At 72.1% G+C, this 15,492-nt stretch carries 16 protein-coding genes; 4 read left to right on the top strand and 12 right to left on the bottom strand.

The genetic code is table 11. The features are described from left to right. Positions 1–2 precede the first annotated feature (2 nt). Both ACZ499_RS36795 and dapE read right to left on the bottom strand, forming a co-directional pair. Entirely contained in the window at positions 3–761 is a 759-nt protein-coding gene (locus ACZ499_RS36795; RefSeq protein WP_468410798.1) for an LOG family protein, read from the bottom strand. 77 nt (positions 762–838) lie between these two features. Continuing rightward, complete coding sequence (gene dapE, locus ACZ499_RS36790; RefSeq protein ID WP_468681119.1) at positions 839–1,918, bottom strand: succinyl-diaminopimelate desuccinylase; 1,080 nt, start codon at positions 1,916–1,918, stop codon at positions 839–841. 110 nt (positions 1,919–2,028) lie between these two features. On the opposite strand from dapE, the gene ACZ499_RS36785 reads away from it, so the two are divergent. Continuing rightward, the gene (locus ACZ499_RS36785) at positions 2,029–2,997 is read left to right on the top strand and encodes a VldE C-terminal domain-containing protein (RefSeq protein WP_468681118.1); all 969 of its coding nucleotides are present in this window, start codon (positions 2,029–2,031) and stop codon (positions 2,995–2,997) included. Positions 2,998–3,286: 289 nt separating this feature from the next. Further along, entirely contained in the window at positions 3,287–3,736 is a 450-nt protein-coding gene (locus ACZ499_RS36780; protein ID WP_468681116.1) for an ATP-binding protein, read from the top strand. Positions 3,737–4,004: 268 nt separating this feature from the next. Here ACZ499_RS36780 and ACZ499_RS36775 read toward each other — a convergent pair whose 3' ends face one another. Beyond that, positions 4,005–5,099: a bifunctional succinyldiaminopimelate transaminase/glutamate-prephenate aminotransferase gene (locus ACZ499_RS36775; RefSeq protein ID WP_468681114.1), complete on the bottom strand. Its 1,095-nt coding sequence runs from the start codon at positions 5,097–5,099 to the stop codon at positions 4,005–4,007. 102 nt (positions 5,100–5,201) lie between these two features. Continuing rightward, positions 5,202–5,537, bottom strand: a complete 336-nt coding sequence (fdxA, locus tag ACZ499_RS36770) for a ferredoxin (RefSeq protein WP_188276063.1) — start codon at positions 5,535–5,537, stop codon at positions 5,202–5,204. Between the two features lie 141 nt (positions 5,538–5,678). On the opposite strand from fdxA, the gene ACZ499_RS36765 reads away from it, so the two are divergent. Both ACZ499_RS36765 and ACZ499_RS36760 read left to right on the top strand, forming a co-directional pair. Further along, the gene (locus ACZ499_RS36765; RefSeq protein ID WP_468681112.1) at positions 5,679–6,698 is read left to right on the top strand and encodes a GNAT family N-acetyltransferase; all 1,020 of its coding nucleotides are present in this window, start codon (positions 5,679–5,681) and stop codon (positions 6,696–6,698) included. 182 nt (positions 6,699–6,880) lie between these two features. Then, positions 6,881–7,723 carry a transglutaminase-like domain-containing protein gene (locus tag ACZ499_RS36760; RefSeq protein ID WP_468681111.1) on the top strand — a complete coding sequence of 281 codons (843 nt, stop codon included), beginning with the start codon at positions 6,881–6,883 and terminating at the stop codon, positions 7,721–7,723. Positions 7,724–7,742: 19 nt separating this feature from the next. Here the strand turns inward: ACZ499_RS36760 and ACZ499_RS36755 are convergent, their stop codons facing one another. The 8 genes from ACZ499_RS36755 to ACZ499_RS36720 all read right to left on the bottom strand — a co-directional run bounded on the left by ACZ499_RS36755 (position 7,743) and on the right by ACZ499_RS36720 (position 15,292). Further along, complete coding sequence (locus ACZ499_RS36755; RefSeq protein WP_385547826.1) at positions 7,743–8,348, bottom strand: response regulator; 606 nt, start codon at positions 8,346–8,348, stop codon at positions 7,743–7,745. Between the two features lie 84 nt (positions 8,349–8,432). Continuing rightward, positions 8,433–9,617, bottom strand: coding sequence for a sensor histidine kinase (locus ACZ499_RS36750; RefSeq protein ID WP_468681109.1), 1,185 nt, complete (start codon positions 9,615–9,617; stop codon positions 8,433–8,435). Beyond that, on the bottom strand, positions 9,614–10,372 hold the full coding sequence (locus ACZ499_RS36745; protein ID WP_385547832.1) for an ABC transporter permease: 759 nt from the start codon (positions 10,370–10,372) through the stop codon (positions 9,614–9,616). Before ACZ499_RS36745 ends, ACZ499_RS36750 begins: the two co-directional genes overlap by 4 nt. Continuing rightward, positions 10,366–11,292 (bottom strand): ABC transporter ATP-binding protein, encoded by a 927-nt coding sequence (locus ACZ499_RS36740; RefSeq protein ID WP_468681107.1) that lies wholly within the window; start codon positions 11,290–11,292, stop codon positions 10,366–10,368. The genes ACZ499_RS36745 and ACZ499_RS36740 overlap by 7 nt, the downstream gene beginning before the upstream one ends. Positions 11,293–11,428: 136 nt before the next feature. Beyond that, on the bottom strand, positions 11,429–13,546 hold the full coding sequence (locus tag ACZ499_RS36735; protein ID WP_468681105.1) for a peptidoglycan binding domain-containing protein: 2,118 nt from the start codon (positions 13,544–13,546) through the stop codon (positions 11,429–11,431). A gap of 165 nt (positions 13,547–13,711) precedes the next feature. Next, entirely contained in the window at positions 13,712–14,134 is a 423-nt protein-coding gene (locus ACZ499_RS36730) for a DUF6113 family protein (protein WP_468681103.1), read from the bottom strand. After that, positions 14,134–15,021 carry an N-acetyl-1-D-myo-inositol-2-amino-2-deoxy-alpha-D-glucopyranoside deacetylase gene (mshB, locus tag ACZ499_RS36725; RefSeq protein WP_468681101.1) on the bottom strand — a complete coding sequence of 296 codons (888 nt, stop codon included), beginning with the start codon at positions 15,019–15,021 and terminating at the stop codon, positions 14,134–14,136. The genes ACZ499_RS36730 and mshB overlap by 1 nt, the downstream gene beginning before the upstream one ends. 76 nt (positions 15,022–15,097) lie before the next feature. Then, positions 15,098–15,292: an SH2 domain-containing protein gene (locus ACZ499_RS36720; RefSeq protein WP_101389912.1), complete on the bottom strand. Its 195-nt coding sequence runs from the start codon at positions 15,290–15,292 to the stop codon at positions 15,098–15,100. Positions 15,293–15,492: the final 200 nt, after the last annotated feature.

Raw genomic sequence — 15,492 nt, 5'->3', positions numbered from 1 at the left:
AACTACCGCCCCACCTCCTTCGTCACCATCGCCACCGCCTCCTCCACGCTGTCCGTGACGTGGAAGAGGAGCAGGTCGTGGGCGGAGGCCTTGCCGCCGCCGACCACTGTGTCGCGGAGCCAGTCGACCAGGCCCGCCCAGTACTGCGAGCCGAACAGGACGATCGGGAAGCGGGTCACCTTGCCGGTCTGGACGAGGGTGAGCGCCTCGAAGAGCTCGTCCAGCGTGCCGAGGCCGCCGGGCAGGACGACGAAGCCCTGCGCGTACTTCACGAACATCGTCTTGCGGACGAAGAAGTAGCGGAAGTTGACGCCGATGTCGACGTGCGGGTTGAGCCCCTGCTCGAAGGGGAGCTCGATGCCGAGGCCGACCGAGACGCCCCGCGCCTCGCGCGCGCCCCGGTTGGCCGCCTCCATCGCACCCGGGCCACCGCCGGTGATCACCGCGAAGCCCGCCTCGACCAGCGCGTGGCCGATGGCCACACCCGCCTCGTACTCCGGTGAGCCCACCGGTGTGCGGGCAGAGCCGAAGACGCTGATGGCGCTGGGCAGTTCGGCGAGCGCGCCGAAGCCCTCCACGAACTCGGACTGGATGCGCATGACCCGCCAGGGGTCGGTGTGCACCCACTCCGAGTCGCCCTCGGTGTCGAGGAGCCGCTGGTCGGTGGTCCCGGCCTGGACCTGGTCGCGGCGGCGCAGCACCGGTCCGAGCCGCTGCTCCAGCCGCTGTTCGCCCGGAAACTCTCCCTCGGGGTTGGCCATTGCGTGCTCCCTCCGCTGACTGAGTCATACGACGCGTCCGGCCAGCGTAGGACGACTTACGTGACCAAAGACGAAATTCAGGTGGTCAGCCAGGCGTGAAGTCGCCGTTCGCAGTGGGTGATCCGGTCGACGGCGACGTGCTCGTCCCGCTTGTGCGCGTACAGGGCGTCGCCGGGCCCGTAGTTCACGGCGGGGACGCCGAGGGCTCCGAAGCGGGAGACGTCGGTCCAGCCGAACTTGGGCTGCGGGGTGCCGCCGACCGCCGCCATGAAGGCCGCGGCGGCCGGGTGCGAGAGCCCCGGCAGGGCCGCGCCCGAGTGGTCGTCGACGGTGAACTCCGCGATCCCGCAGTCCGCGAAGACCTCGCGGACGTGGGCCAGCGCCTCCTCGGCGGTGCGGTCCGGGGCATAGCGGTAGTTGACGGTGACCGCGCAGGCGTCGGGGATGACGTTGTTGGCGACGCCGCCCTCGATCCGTACCGCGTTCAGGCCCTCGTGGTACTCCAGGCCGTCGATCACCGGCCGGCGCGGCTCGTACGCGGCGAGCCTGGCCAGGATCGGGGCGGCCGTGTGGATGGCGTTGGACCCCATCCAGCTGCGCGCGGAGTGGGCCCGCTCCCCCGCCGTGCGCAGGATGACCCGCAGCGTGCCCTGGCAGCCGCCCTCGACCTGGGCGTCGGAGGGCTCCAGGAGGACCGCGAAGTCGCCCTCGATCCAGTCAGGGTGTGCGTCGGCCACATGACCGAGACCGTTGAGGTGTGCGGCGACCTCTTCGTTGTCGTAGAAGACGAAGGTGAGGTCGCGGTTGGGCTCGGGGACGGTCGCGGCGATCCGCAGCTGGATGGCCACGCCGGACTTCATGTCCGAGGTGCCGCAGCCCCACAGGATGCCGTTCCCGTCGAGGCGGGACGGCACGTTGTCGGCGATCGGCACGGTGTCGATGTGCCCGGCGAGGATGACCCGCTCGGCCCGGCCCAGGTCTGTGCGCGCGACGACGTTGTTGCCGTGGCGGTCCACGGTCAGGTGCGGCAGCGTCCGCAGCGCCGCCTCGATCGCGTCCGCGAGCGGCTTCTCCGTCCCGCTCTCCGACGGGAAGTCGACGAGCCACGCGGTGAGCGCGGGGCCGTCCAGGGTCAGGTCGAGTGCGCTGTCTGCCATGGCCACGACCCTAGCGCGCACCGCCCGACCAGGGCGGGGGCATCCAGAAGCACCCGGCCCGCACCCGCCCCGGCACCGGCCCCCGGGCCCCCGCCCCGCCCTCCAGTACGGTGGTCCCCGTGTCCCAGCCCGTCACCCCCAACCGACCCGTAAGGCGCGGCCGCCTCTTCCGTATCGTGGCCGCGGCGGTCGTGCTGCTCGCCGTCGCCGGATATCTGGCGGTGCAGTACATGAGCGGCGGGCCGGGGGCGCCGAGATGCACGGTGGGGTCCGGGGACGACACCTACCGGCTCAGCCCCGAGCAGGCCGTGAACGCGGCGACCATCTCCGCGGTCGGCACCTCGCGCGGGATGCCCGAGCGGGCGGTGACGATCGCGCTGGCCACCGCGCTCCAGGAGTCGGGCCTGCGCAACATCACGCACGGCGACCGCGACTCGGTGGGGCTCTTCCAGCAGCGGCCCTCGCAGGGCTGGGGCACCGTGCAGCAGATCATGGACCCGGTCTACTCGGCCGGGAAGTTCTACCAGCGCCTGGCCGAAGTGCCCGGCTACTCGCGGCTGCCGCTCACCGTCGCCGCGCAGCGGGTCCAGCGCAGCGGCTTCCCGCAGGCCTACGCCAAGCACGAGCCGGACGCGGCGCTGCTCACCGCCGTCCTCACCGGCCGCACTCCCGCCTCGCTGACCTGCACGATCGCCAAGGACACCCACCCGGGCGACCCGGCGAAGGTACGCACCGAGCTGGCCCGGGCGTTCGGCGCGGGGGTGGCTCCGGACAAGGGCGACGGGCGTGAGGTCACGGTCCCGGTGCGGGCGCCCGCGCGGGCCGGTGCCGAGGGCGGCGCCGAGCAGCGCGGCTGGGAGCTGGCCCACTGGGCGGTCGCGCACGCCGCCGCGTTCCGCGTGGAGCAGGTCTCGTACGCCGGGCGCACCTGGCGCGTGGACGGCTCCCGCAAGGGCTGGCACACGGACGACACCGAGGCCGGCGCGAGCGGCGCCACCAGCGGGAACGCGGGCGGCGCCACGGGCGGCGCGGAGAGTTCCGGCGCATTCGGCCAGGTCCGGATCCAGCTCGCCGGATAGCGCGCGACACCTGTTCGGACGGCCACTCGTGCGGGGCACAGATGGCTTTCGCGTACACCGTTTCGTACGCCCACCCCCGCGCCCACCGGAAGAATCGTCAATTCCCTTGAGAACAAAGGGAATCGGCGGCGTTCAACATATTGCCGCGACGGCTCATTTGCCCGTTTTTATCCGAACCCGATAATGCGACGCATTGCGAACTCTTTACCCAGGGCCTCCGCAACCTCCGCCGCACCCAGAGGAGTTGTCACAGCGTCCGAACGCCGTTCCTCCCGTCTCAAGGAGCATCATGTCCCTCCCCCTGACCCGTCGGATCGCCCGTGCCGCGCTGCTCATCGCGGCGGGTGCAGTTCCCGTGGTCGGCGCGGCCGGCGCGGCGAGCGCCGCGTCCCTTCCGGAGACCCCGAACCTGGGCGGCCGGACCGCACTCGACGGCGCGAACATCGGCAACACCGTCGACGGTGCCGCGCAGAAGGCCACCGGCCTGGCGGGCGACGCCGGCAGCAAGGCGGTCAAGCAGGCGGTCCCGGCCGCGGGCAAGGCCGTCGGCAAAGCGGGCAAGACCGCGACCCCGGCGGCCCAGAAGACGGCGGGCGACGCCGCGGGCAACGCGGGCGGCCTCCTCGGCTCCACCGCCCGGTCGACCAGCCTGGACGGCCTCCCGGCCGGCGGCCAGCTGCCCACCGGCGGACTGCCCTCCACCGACCAGCTGCCGCCCAAGAGCCTGCCCGTCGGCTGAGCCGCGCGGCACACGGCCGAAGGGGCCCCGGGATCCTGTCCCCGGGGCCCCTTCTCGCACGTACGAGCTCGTACGGCCCTGGGGCCTGTCCGGCGGATCTGGTCGCCCGCGAGGTGCCTGCGCCTTTGGGTCCTGGTGAGCGGGGTCCTGGTGGGAGTCGGCAACCTACGACAACGCCGCTGGGGGTCCCAGGTCCCCCTGGCCCTTGAGGCCTTGGGGGAGGGCGTGCCAGGACCCCGCGTCCCGGACAAGATCCGCCGGACAGGCCCTAGCCCAGCCGCTTGACGGCCGCCTCGACGCGTTCGTCCGTCGCCGTGAAGGCCACCCGCACGAACCGCTCGCCCGCCTCGCCGTAGAAGTCGCCGGGCGCCACGAGGATGCCGAGACCGGCGAGGTGCTCCACGGTCTCCCAGCAGCCCTCGTCGCGGGTCGCCCACAGGTAGAGGCTGGCCTCGCTGTGCTCGATCCGGAAGCCGTGCTTGACCAGCGCGTCGCGCAGGGCGGCGCGGCGGGCCGCGTAACGCGCCCGCTGCTCCTGGACGTGCACGTCATCGCCGAGCGCCGCCACCGTGGCCGCCTGGACGGGCGCGGCCGTCATCATCCCGCCGTGCTTGCGGATCTGGAGCAGCTCGCCGAGCACCGCCTCGTCGCCCGCGAGGAAGGCCGCGCGGTAGCCCGCGAGGTTGGACCGCTTGGAGAGCGAGTGGACGGCGACGATGCCCTCGTACGTACCGCCGCAGACGTCCGGGTGCAGCACCGAGACCGGCTCGGCCTCCCAGCCCAGCTCCAGGTAGCACTCGTCGGAGAAGACGAGGACGCCGTGCTCGCGCGCCCAGGCGACGATCCGGACCAGCTCGTCCTTGGCGAGGACCCGGCCGGTCGGGTTGGACGGCGAGTTCAGCCACAGGAGCTTGAGACCGGCCGGGTCGAGGTCCGTCGGGTCGTCGTAGACGACGGGCGTCGCGCCGCAGAGCCGGGCGCCCACCTCGTACGTCGGGTACGCGAGCCGGGGGTAGGCGACCTTGTCGCTCGCGCCGAGGCCCAGCTGGGTCGGCAGCCAGGCCACCAGCTCCTTGGACCCGACCACCGGCAGCACGTTGCGGTGGCCGACGCCGACCGCGCCGAGCCGGCGCCCGACCCATCCGGTGAGCGCGTCGCGCAGCTCCGTGGTCCCCCACACCGTCGGATAGCCCGGCGAGTCCGCGGCCTCGATCAGCGCTTTCTGGATCAGCGCCGGAACCGGGTCGACCGGGGTGCCGACGGACAGGTCCACGATCCCGTCCGGATGGGTCGAGGCCGTCGCCTTGTACGGCTCCAGCTTGTCCCAGGGGAAGACGGGCAGGCGTGCGGAGACTGCGCCCACGGAGGTGCTCACTTTCTCGTACTCGGTTCCGTACGGACGAAACGCCTCGGTCCCGCAGGGCGGTGGGCGCCGTACGGGACCGGGGGACACGCGGTGTCAGTGTCAGTGCTCGCTGTCGGCGTTGATGTCGGCGGGCAGCGCGGCGATGAAGGGGTGGTCGCGCTCGATCAGGCCGAGCTTGGAGGCTCCACCGGGCGAACCGAGTTCGTCGAAGAACTCGACGTTCGCCTTGTAGTAGTCCTTCCACTCCTCCGGGGTGTCGTCCTCGTAGAAGATGGCCTCGACCGGGCAGACCGGCTCACAGGCACCACAGTCGACGCACTCGTCCGGGTGGATGTAGAGGGACCGCTGGCCCTCATAGATGCAGTCGACCGGGCACTCTTCGATGCATGCCTTGTCCTTAAGGTCGACACAAGGCTCCGCAATGACGTAGGTCACGCTGTCGTTCCTCCTCGATAGGGCGCGGCGGGCCGGTCTGCGGCTCCGTCCACGTGGCGCGCGGGAGCGCGGCGTCGTCGATGCCCACACCTAGTATCTCCGTTCCGGGGCGCGATCCGAACAGGAGGGGCGAAGAGAGCTGTGGAGTTCACCACCGGCGGACGGTTGATCGTCAGAATCACGCCTGAAGATCAGGGCAAACGCGTATCAGTCAGACACCTGGCGAGGTCCGGGGAGCGGGGCGAGAAGTTCACCGACACGGTCGGCGTTCTCACATCGTGGGATGCCGGAATGCTCTCGATTGTACGCAGGAACGGACAGACGGTCCACGTCCCGGAGCGCGAGATGGTCGCCGGCAAGGTCATCCCGGCCGAACCCGCCCGGCGACGTGGTCCGGCCGCCACTTTCCGGGAGTTGGCGCTGGTCAGCGCACGTGCGTGGCAGCCCGTGGAGAGCGAGGCGCTGGGCGAGTGGACGCTGCGGGCGGCCGGTGGATTCACCCGCCGGGCCAATTCGGTGCTGCCGCTCGGCGACCCGGGGATGCCGCTCGCGGACGCCCTCGCGGACGCGCACGCCTGGTACACCGCCCGCGGACTTCCCACGTACATACAAACGTCCACCGGCGCCGAGGGGACCCAGGAGGGCCTCTGTGCCGATCTTGAAAAGTTTGGGTGGATTCGCGAGGTAAGCGCCCAACTGCGGATCGCCGCACTTGCCCCGATCGGGGACCTCGACGCGGACGTCTCACGGGTCGGACTGTCCCGTTCTGTCGGTTCCGCCTGGCTCGGCCGCTACCAGCGCACCGGGACACCCGGACCCCATGTGCTGAAGGTACTGGAGAGCGGCCCCTCGACATGGTTCGCGACGGTGGCCGGGGACGGGGGCGGGGCGCCCGCCGCGATCGGCCGGTGCGTGGTCGACGGCCGCTGGGCGGGGTTCATGGCGGTCGAGGTGGACCCGGCGCACCGCCGCCGGGGGCTCGCGACGGCCGTGATGGCCGCGCTGGCCCGCCAGGCCCTCTCCGAGGGGGCGTCGGCGGCGTGGCTCCAGGTCGAGGCGGAGAATGAAGGAGCGGCGGCGCTGTACGACGCGCTCGGCTTCGCGACGCATCACAGCTATCACCACTTCCGGGAACCCGGCGGATCGGCCCGGCCGAACTGACCGGTCGGACCACCCTCCGGGGCACCCGGATGCCCCGCCTTCATTTCCCGATCCAGCTGAGCGGGTACGAGGCGGTTGTGACTCCGCTCCCCACCTGAACGGCGGGGGCTTCCCACCCGCAGATTGCGGTCCAGCCCGAACCGGCCCCTTTCGGGACGAGCAGGAAATACCACGGAAAGCTTATGGAATACCCCGAAAGCCATAACACCAACGACTGGCGGCGGCAGTTCACCGAGGAGGCCCGGTCCGAGCGGCCGGACCTCGCGACGCTGTGCCTGCTGATCGGCGCGGTGGCCGACCCCGAGCTCGGGCAGCGGGGCCTCGACGACGCCCAGATGGAGCTGGACCGCCTCGCCGGTCTGCTCCCGTACGGCGTCTCCGGGGCCCGCCCGTGGGCGGTGGCGCTGGCCGAACTGCTCGGCCGCGGCTGCGGGTTCCGGGGTACCCCGGCCGAGTACCAGCGCCTGGAGTCCTCACTCCTGCCTGAGGTCCTGCGCCGCCGCCGGGGCCTGCCGATCCTGCTCTCGGTGGTCTGGATGGAGGTGGCCCGCAGGGCCGGGGCCCCGGTGTACGGGGTGGCCCTGCCCGGCCACTTCGTGGTGGGCTTCGGCCGCCCGGAGGAGCGGGTGCTCGCGGACCCGTTCGACGGGGGGCGGCCGCTGACGGGCGCGGACGCGGAGCTCCTGGTGGCCGGGGCCACCGGCGCCCCGCTCGACCCGTCGATGCTCACCCCGGCCGACCCGCTGGCGATCGTGCTGCGCATCCTCAACAACATCCGTGCCTGGGCGGCGGCCCGCCCGGAGCAGAGCGCGGTCGCCCTGTGGGCCCTGGACCTCTCCCTGCTCCTGCCCACCCACCCGGCCCGGCTCCGCTACGACCGCGCCCAACTCCTGGTCCAGCGAGGCGACTTCCTGGGGGGCGCGGCGGAACTCGACCTGTACGCGGACGTCCTGGAGCCGGTGGAACCCGGCACGGCGGAGACGATCCGGGGGCGGGCGCGGGCGGCTCGGGCGATGCTGAACTGACGCCGGGCCAGTAGGAGTCCTACAACCAGCCCTTCTCCCGTGCGATCCCCACCGCCTCCGCCCTGTTGCGGGCCGCCAGTTTCTGGATGGCCATGGAGAGGTAGTTGCGGACCGTGCCCTGGGAGAGGGAGAGGGTGCGGGCGAGTTCCGCGTTGGTGGCGCCGTTCGCCGCCGCGCGCAGGACGTCGCGCTCGCGGTCGGTCAGCGGGTTGGCGCCCTCCGCGAGCGCGGCCGCGGCCAGCGTCGGGTCGATCACCCGCTCCCCCGCGAGCACCTTGCGCACCGCGGCCGCGAGCTGGGCGGCCGGGGCGTCCTTCACCAGGAAGGCGTCGGCGCCCGACTCCATCGCGCTGCGCAGATAGCCGGGGCGGCCGAACGTCGTCAGGACGACGATTTTGAGGGCGGGGAGCTCTTTGTGGAGTTCGGCCGCCGCCTCGATGCCGGTCTTGCCGGGCATCTCGATGTCGAGCAGCGCCACGTCGGGGGTGAAGGCGCGGGCCGCGCCCAGCACCTCGTCGCCCCTGGCCACCTGGGCGACCACTTCGAAGTCCGGCTCCAGGCCGAGCAGGGCCGCGAGTGCTTCGCGGACCATGGATTGGTCTTCGGCCAGGAGTAGGCGGATCATGAGCCGGATTCTAAGCGGCGGCGGTGGTTGTGCCGTTGGTCGGCTGCGGACCGTGCTGGGCCGGTCGCGCGGTTCCCCGCGCCCCTATGGGGCGCCCAGCGGCACCCTCGCCGTCAGCGTGAAGCCCTTGCCCTTCTGCGCCGACGGCTCCAGCGTGCCGTCCACCTCCGACAGGCGTTCCGCCAAGCCCGTCAAGCCGTTGCCCGCCGTTACGGCGGAACCCCCTCGGCCGTCGTCCGCGATCCTCAGTTCCAGGAAGCGGCCGTCCAGGGTCTGGCGCTCCCCGAGGGTGATCGCGCATGTGCGGGCGCCGCTGTGGCGGACCACGTTGGTGACGGCCTCACGGATCACCCAGGCCAGGGCCTCCCCCGCCCCCGGGGGCAGGCCGGGCGGGAGTTCGGCCGTCATCGGCAGGTCCGCCGCGACCCCCGCGGCCGTCAACGCGGTGCACGCGCCCGCCAGTTCCCCGGTGAGGGTCGCCCTGCGGTAGCCGGTGACCGCTTCCCGTACGTCCACCAGGGCCTGGCGGCTGACCTGTTCGATGTCGGCGACCTGCTGGGCCGCCTGGTCGGGGTGGTCGGGGAGCATCCGGCCCGCCAACTCGCTCTTGAGCGTGATCAGGGAGAGCGAGTGGCCCAGCAGGTCGTGCAGGTCGCGGGCGAGGCGCAGCCGCTCCTCATTGGCCGCCAGCTGGGCCACGGTGGCCCTGGCCTGGCGCAGTTCCACGGTCGTACGGACGAGATGGCGCACGCCCGTCATGGCGAAGCCGCCGAGCAGGGCCGGGATCGCCAGGCCCGGCACGAAGTCACCCCAGTCGCCCTTGGTGGTCAGGCCGATCAGGGCCATCGCGGCCGTCGCGCCCGGGATCGCCCATCTCGCCAGGGGCAGCGGCAGCACCGCCCCGCAGCCGACCGACACGTACACGAAGAGCACCAGCCAGGGCGCGTCCAGGGTCAGCGAGGTGACCACCGCGATGCAGGTCAGGAAGACCAGTATCGAGGCGACCGTGGTGCGGGCGAAGGGGCGGGCGGTGTGACGGAAGACCAGGGCCAGATAGACCGCGACGAACGCCACCAGGGCGAGCCAGCCGAGCACGGTCGCCCACGTCGTGTGCTCCCGCTTGAGGAGGTCGGACACCGGGGCGCCGAGGAACGCCAGCCAGATGCCGATCCACAGCAGCTTGCGCAGCGCCTCCTGGCGGTTCTCCGGCGGCCGGCCGATCGTGGCCACGGTGGCCTCGGCCCTGCGGTCTTCCGTCACGCTCGTCACGCCTTCAGGGTGTCCTTCCGGTACAGCCAGGCCGCGCCGCCCGCGAAGAGCAGGAAGTAGGCGGCGAGGACGGCCACGTCCTTGGTGTCCGGGGCGTTGCCCGCCTCGATGGCCTGCCCGAGCGCAGCGTACGCGTGGGTGGGCAGCCACTTGGCGAGCGACTGGAGCCAGGGCGCGAACGTCGTCGTGGGCATCCACAGGCCGCCCAGGATGGAGAGGCCGAAGTAGATGATCATCGTGATCGGGCGGACCGCGTCACCGCTGGCGAGGTAGCCGATGGCCACGCCGAGCGCGGCGAAGCAGAGCGAGCCCGCCCAGATGGAGCCGGTCAGCGCCAGCCACTGCCAGGCGTCGAACCGTACGTCCTTGACCGTGGCGGCGACCAGGAAGACCACCACGATGCAGGGCAGGGTGACCACGGCGGCGCTGGCGATCTTCGCCAGGACGTAGCCGCGGCCGGGCAGCGCGGTCAGCCGCAGCTGGCGCACCCAGCCCTTCTCGCGCTCCTTGGCGATCTTCTCGCTGTTGCCCATCAGGACGGCGGTGATCGCGCCGAACGAGGCCATCGAGACCATGAAGAAGGCGGGGAAGGTCAGATCGGTGTCGCCGATCCTGTCCGTGGTGTTCTGGGAGCCGGAGATCAACAGATAGAGCGCCGACGGGTAGATCACCGAGAAGAACATGAACTTCTTGTTCCGCAGGGTGCGGGTGATTTCGAGCTTGATCAGGGACCCGGAAAAGAATTGGTTCAGCATGCTGCCTTGGCCTCCTCGGCCTCGGTGATGGCGACGAAGGCCTGCTCCAGGCCGAGGCCCGCGACTTCGAGGTTGCGGGGGTACAGGCTCAGCCCGTACAGCGCGTGGACGGTGGCGTCGGCGTCGGCGGACTGGATGCGGACCGTGCGGCCCGAGACGTCGAAGGAGGTCAGGAAGGGCAGCCTGCGCAGGACGTCCTCGTCGATCACGCCCTCCAGGTCGAAGGCGATCCGGCGGGCGCCGGCCTTCGCCTTGATCTCGGAGGCGGTGCCGTCGGCGAGCAGCCGGCCCTTGTGCAGGACCAGGACGCGGTCCGCGATCGCGTCCGCCTCCTCCAGGTAGTGGGTGGCGAACAGGACCGTACGGCCCTGCTGCGCCTGCTCGCGCATGGTCGCCCAGAACGCCTGGCGGGCGGTGACGTCCATGCCGGTGGTCGGCTCGTCCAGGACGATCAGGTCGTTGGCGCCGGCGGTCGCGAGCGCGAAGCGGACGCGCTGCTCCTGGCCGCCGGAAAGCTTGTTGACCATACGGTCGGCGATCTGCGCGATGCCCGCGCGGTCCAGGACCTCCTCGACCGGGTGCGGACGCGGGTGCAGATCGCAGGCGAGCCGGACCAGCTCGCGGACCTTGACCTCCTCCATCAGACCGCCGCTCTGGAGCATCGCGCCGACCCGGCCGTCCTTGATGGCCTGCTCGGGCGTGGCGCCGAAGAGGCGCACCGCGCCGGAGTCGGCCTTGCGCAGCCCGAGCAGCAGGTCGAGCGTGGACGACTTGCCCGCGCCGTTCGGCCCGAGGAGCGCGACCGTCTCGCCGGGGTGCAGCTCCAGGGAGAGCCCGGCGACGGCGTGGACGTCGCCGTAGCTCTTGCTCACGTGCTCGAAGCTCACCACGGAGGTGGAGGTGGAGGTCATTGTGGTCATGACCCAAGATTCGCCCGCGGGCCCTGGCCGGGGGCAGTGCCGGGTGTCGTGAGTGTCGGATGACAGATGTCATGCGGACGGCATGACACGGCCCCCGTACGCGCAGGGCGTACGGGGGCCGGCACGGGACCGCAGGTCAGCTCGCGTTCAGATCGATCGTCACGATGCGCTCCGCCGAGGTCTTGCCGCGCAGGGCGCTCTGCATCGCCTTGGCCACGTCGTCGGACGTCAGCTGGTGCTTCTGACCGTCGCCCTTCATGATCATCACGCCGTTGAAGGTGCTGCCCATGAGCTGCTCGATCGCCTTCTTGTCGTAGACCTCGACCAGCTTGCCCTCGATCGGCTTCATGGAAAGGATCTTCGGGAGCGACTTCACCGGGCCGAAGTCGATGCGCTTGCCGCCCGCCTTGACGGTGATCAGGCCGGACATCGCGGGCTTGGCGAACTCGTTCATCGCCCGGTCGATCTCGGCCTGGGTGATGGTCGGCTGGCGCCCGGTGACCGGCAGCCGCACCTCGTTGGGCCTGCCCGTCTCGACCTGCGCCCGGTACGCGTCCTTGACCGAGATCGTCGAGCGGTTGACGTCGAGGCTCTTGCCCGCCTTGCCGGGTACGGCAACGGCCTTGCCCGGGACGAACTTGATCGTGCCCTCGACCGCCGAGCCCGAGGCGCCCGCCAGGTCGGTCAGCGCCACGCCCAGCTTCTCCTCGTCGACCGGGATGACCGGCTCGGCGACGCGCTTGCCGCCGAAGAGGGAGGAGATGACGGAGACCGGGTTGTAGTCGCTGCCCGCCGCGTTGCGCACGGTCGCCTGGCTGTCCAGGGCGAGGCCCGCCTTGTCGGGCGCGAGCGTCTCCTTCTTGCCGTCGACGGAGAGCCGCAGCGGCTGGGCCGCGCGCTTGCCGAGCGTGGCGTCGAGCTTGGCGACGGCCTGCTCCTTGCTGCCGCCGCCGATGTCGACGCCCAGGACCGTGGTGCCCTTGGGGACCTCGGAGTGGTTGAGCAGCAGACCCGCGCCGTACGCGACACCGGCCAGGACGAAGGCCGCGACGCCGAGCAGGACCAGCTTGGAGCGGCCCTTCTTCTTGGCGGGCGCGGGCGAGCTCGTACGGGCCGGGGCGGGCGGCTCCTCCGCGGGGCGCGGCCCGTCCGGCAGCCGCGGCGTGAGGTCGGGACCCGCGCCGCCGGGCGCGAACGGGGAGCGGTTGTCCCCCGGTACGACCGGGATCCCGCTGGTCAGCGTGTCCCCTGAGACGTGGCTCGCCGGCGGGGGCGGATTCACCCCGCCGCTCCCGGCACCCGGCACCGGGGCCGGGGCCTGCGGGGTCAGGATCGCCGTGTCGTCGGACATCTGGGGCACGGGCGGCGCCATGGGCCCGGGCCGCACGCCCTGCGCGCCCAGGACCGGGGTCCCGTGGCTCGGGGTGCCTTCCGGGCCGCCCGGCGCGCCGCCGAGCCGCTGCTGGCCCTTGCGGCTGCCGACCGGGCGGGTGGGCAGCGCGGCGGTGCCGGTGACCGGGCCGGTGGTGGGCCCGGCGGGGCCGCCGCTGCCGGCGAGGGCGGAGCGGCCCGAGCCGTTGGCCGCGGCCGCACCGGGCCGGAAGCCGTTGGCGTCGGGGCCGCCGGGCGCGAGGCCGTGGGAGCCGTTGCTGTCGGGGCCGCCCGGTGCGAAGCCGTTGGCGCCCGAGGGACCGGCCGGGCCGGAGGCGAAGCCGTTGCCGTTGGTGCCGGTGCCGGTGCCGGGTGCGAAGCCGTTGCCGCCGTTGCTCCCGGGCCGCGCGGACGCGCCCGTGGCGGAGCCGTCGGCGGGCGCGCCCTGCGGGCTGTCCGAGAAGTACGGGAGGTTCTGGCGCGGGGTGCCGGACGGCGGGGTCGCGCCGGAGCCCGCCTTGCGGGGCGCGAACCAGTCGCTGGTCGGCTTCTCCTCGGCCGCGGCGTCGGCGGCCGCGGCCGCCTCCTCCGCCGCGGCGGCGGCCTGAGCACGCTCGCTCTCCGCGGCGGCGGACGCCTTGTCGGCGTCGCTCACGGGCGTTCTCATCACGACCGGCGGGATGGGCCGGGACCCGGGGATGTTGATCCGGATACGCGTCGTCAGCGTGGTCTCGGTCTTGGGCTCGTCCGGCTGGGCGACGGCGGCTTCCGGGGCGTCGTGCGCCGGAGAGTGCGGCGTTCCGTACGGCGGGGTACCCGACGGGTACGCAGCTCCGCCGCGCCCCTGGGGGCCGGAGGTCGAACTGTCAGTTTCACGACTCAAGGCAGGTTCTCTCCCGATCGGCTCCACCACCCGCTCTTGTCTCGTTTTCCTCTGTGCGGGTGGCTCGGCGGCGCGCACCACCATACTGGCCGCCGTCGACAAGCAAGGGACCGCCCGGGAAAGCAGGGCACGACACCCGGTACTGCGCCGCCGTGACCGCGCACGTCACTTGCCAAGTCGGACCGAATCACGGGGTGGTTGCACCAGGCCGCCGATCGTGGCACAGATCACAGCCGCGACCATCCCGCCGAGCAGGAAGACGTACGAGCCCAGTCCCGCGCCGAAGACGAAGTCGCCCTCGGGCCGTGTGGTGGTCAAGAACAGCACGGCCACCAGCCATCCGGCGGCGGACGCGCCGACCCCGGCCCGGCTGCCCGTCAGGGCCGTACCGGCCCAGAAGAGTCCGGCCGCGGCGGCCAGCGAGAGCAGCAACCCGCCGGGGAACCAGGCGGCTTGGACGAGCGCGCCCGCGGCCCCGGTGAGCGCGCCGAGCACGAACAGGGCCGCGAAGGCGGCGATCCGCCCGGGGCGGGCGCCCGCCGTACGGGAGTTGACGGACGGACCGGACGTACGGGATGAAGTGCTCATCACACGTCCAGCCCGGCGAACAGGTCGTGCTCGCGCTCGCCGGCCGGGGCCCCGGACTCGCCGTCGACCAACTCGTAGTACTCGACGGAGAAGAGCGGCTGGCCCAGGTCGTTGGAGAGCGCGAAGAACGGGCCGTCCACGGCGATCTGGGTGACGTGTGCGCGCATCGCGGCGGCCTTGGCCTCGGCGTGGGCGGCGCCGTCGATCTCGGCCGTGATCCGCGTGTCCTCGACGACGCCCGGGATGTCGCCGATGTCGGCGATCCCGGGGAAGGAGACCCCGGAGGCGCGGAGCCGGGCGAAGCCGTCCTCGGCCACCGAGCGCGGCACCCGGTTCCAGTAGAGCTTGGCGATGGTGTGCGGCTCGCCGAGGTCGGGACGGTAACCGGGTTCGGCGGCCAGCTCGGCGGCGCGCATCGCCACTCGGTGGGCCTGGATGTGGTCGGGGTGGCCGTAGCCGCCGTTGGAGTCGTACGTCACCAGGACCTGCGGGCGGACCTCGCGGATCACCTCGACCAGATGGGGGGCCGCGTCGTCCACCTCGGTGTTCCAGAAGGCGCCCTCGCGGCGGTTCTGCTCAAGACCCGTCATCCCGGAGTCGCGGAAGCGGCCGGGGCCGCCGAGGAAGCGGTGGTCGGTGACCCCGAGCTCCTTCATCGCGGCGGCGAGTTCGCCGACGCGGTGGGCGCCGAGGCGGTCGTCCCGGTCGGCGGCGAGGTGCGCGAGGTCGGCCGGGATGACCTCGCCCTCCTCACCGAGGGTGCAGGTCACCAGGGTGACCAGCGCGCCTTCGGCGGCGTAGCGGGCCATGGTGGCGCCGTTGTTGATCGACTCGTCGTCGGGGTGGGCGTGCACCAGGAGCAGCCGCCGGGCGGGGAGATCCGTCATACGGGACAGCCTACGAGGCATGCCGCACGGCGGCATGCCTCGGATCCCCCGACCGGGCCGGGCGGCGACGGAACCGTCAGAACTTGATGTCGCTGATCATGCCCGCGACGTTGTTGGAGAGGTCGTTGATGGTGGGCGCCATGGACGAGCTGGCGAGGTAGAAGCCGAGCAGAGTGCAGACCACCGCGTGTCCGGCCTTCAGTCCGGACTTCCTGACCAGCAGGAAGACGATGATCGCCAGCAGCACCACCGCCGAAATCGAGAGTGCCACGGCGGTTCACCTCCATCTGTCGGTCGGGAAGAGCCAGTCGGTAGGGGCAGAGCAGCGTGTGAGGGGGCATGCAGAGTCATACCCACCCCCCACTATGGATCATAACTATCCGACGGAACGCATTGATCGGTGCACGGGCGCACAAGGGGCGCACACCCCCCACGTACGAGCAGGTGCGGACGGGTGCCGCTAGGTTCCCT

The organism is Streptomyces sp. NPDC031265 (genome assembly GCF_055570295.1).
This window is presented reverse-complemented; position numbering and strand designations above follow the sequence as displayed.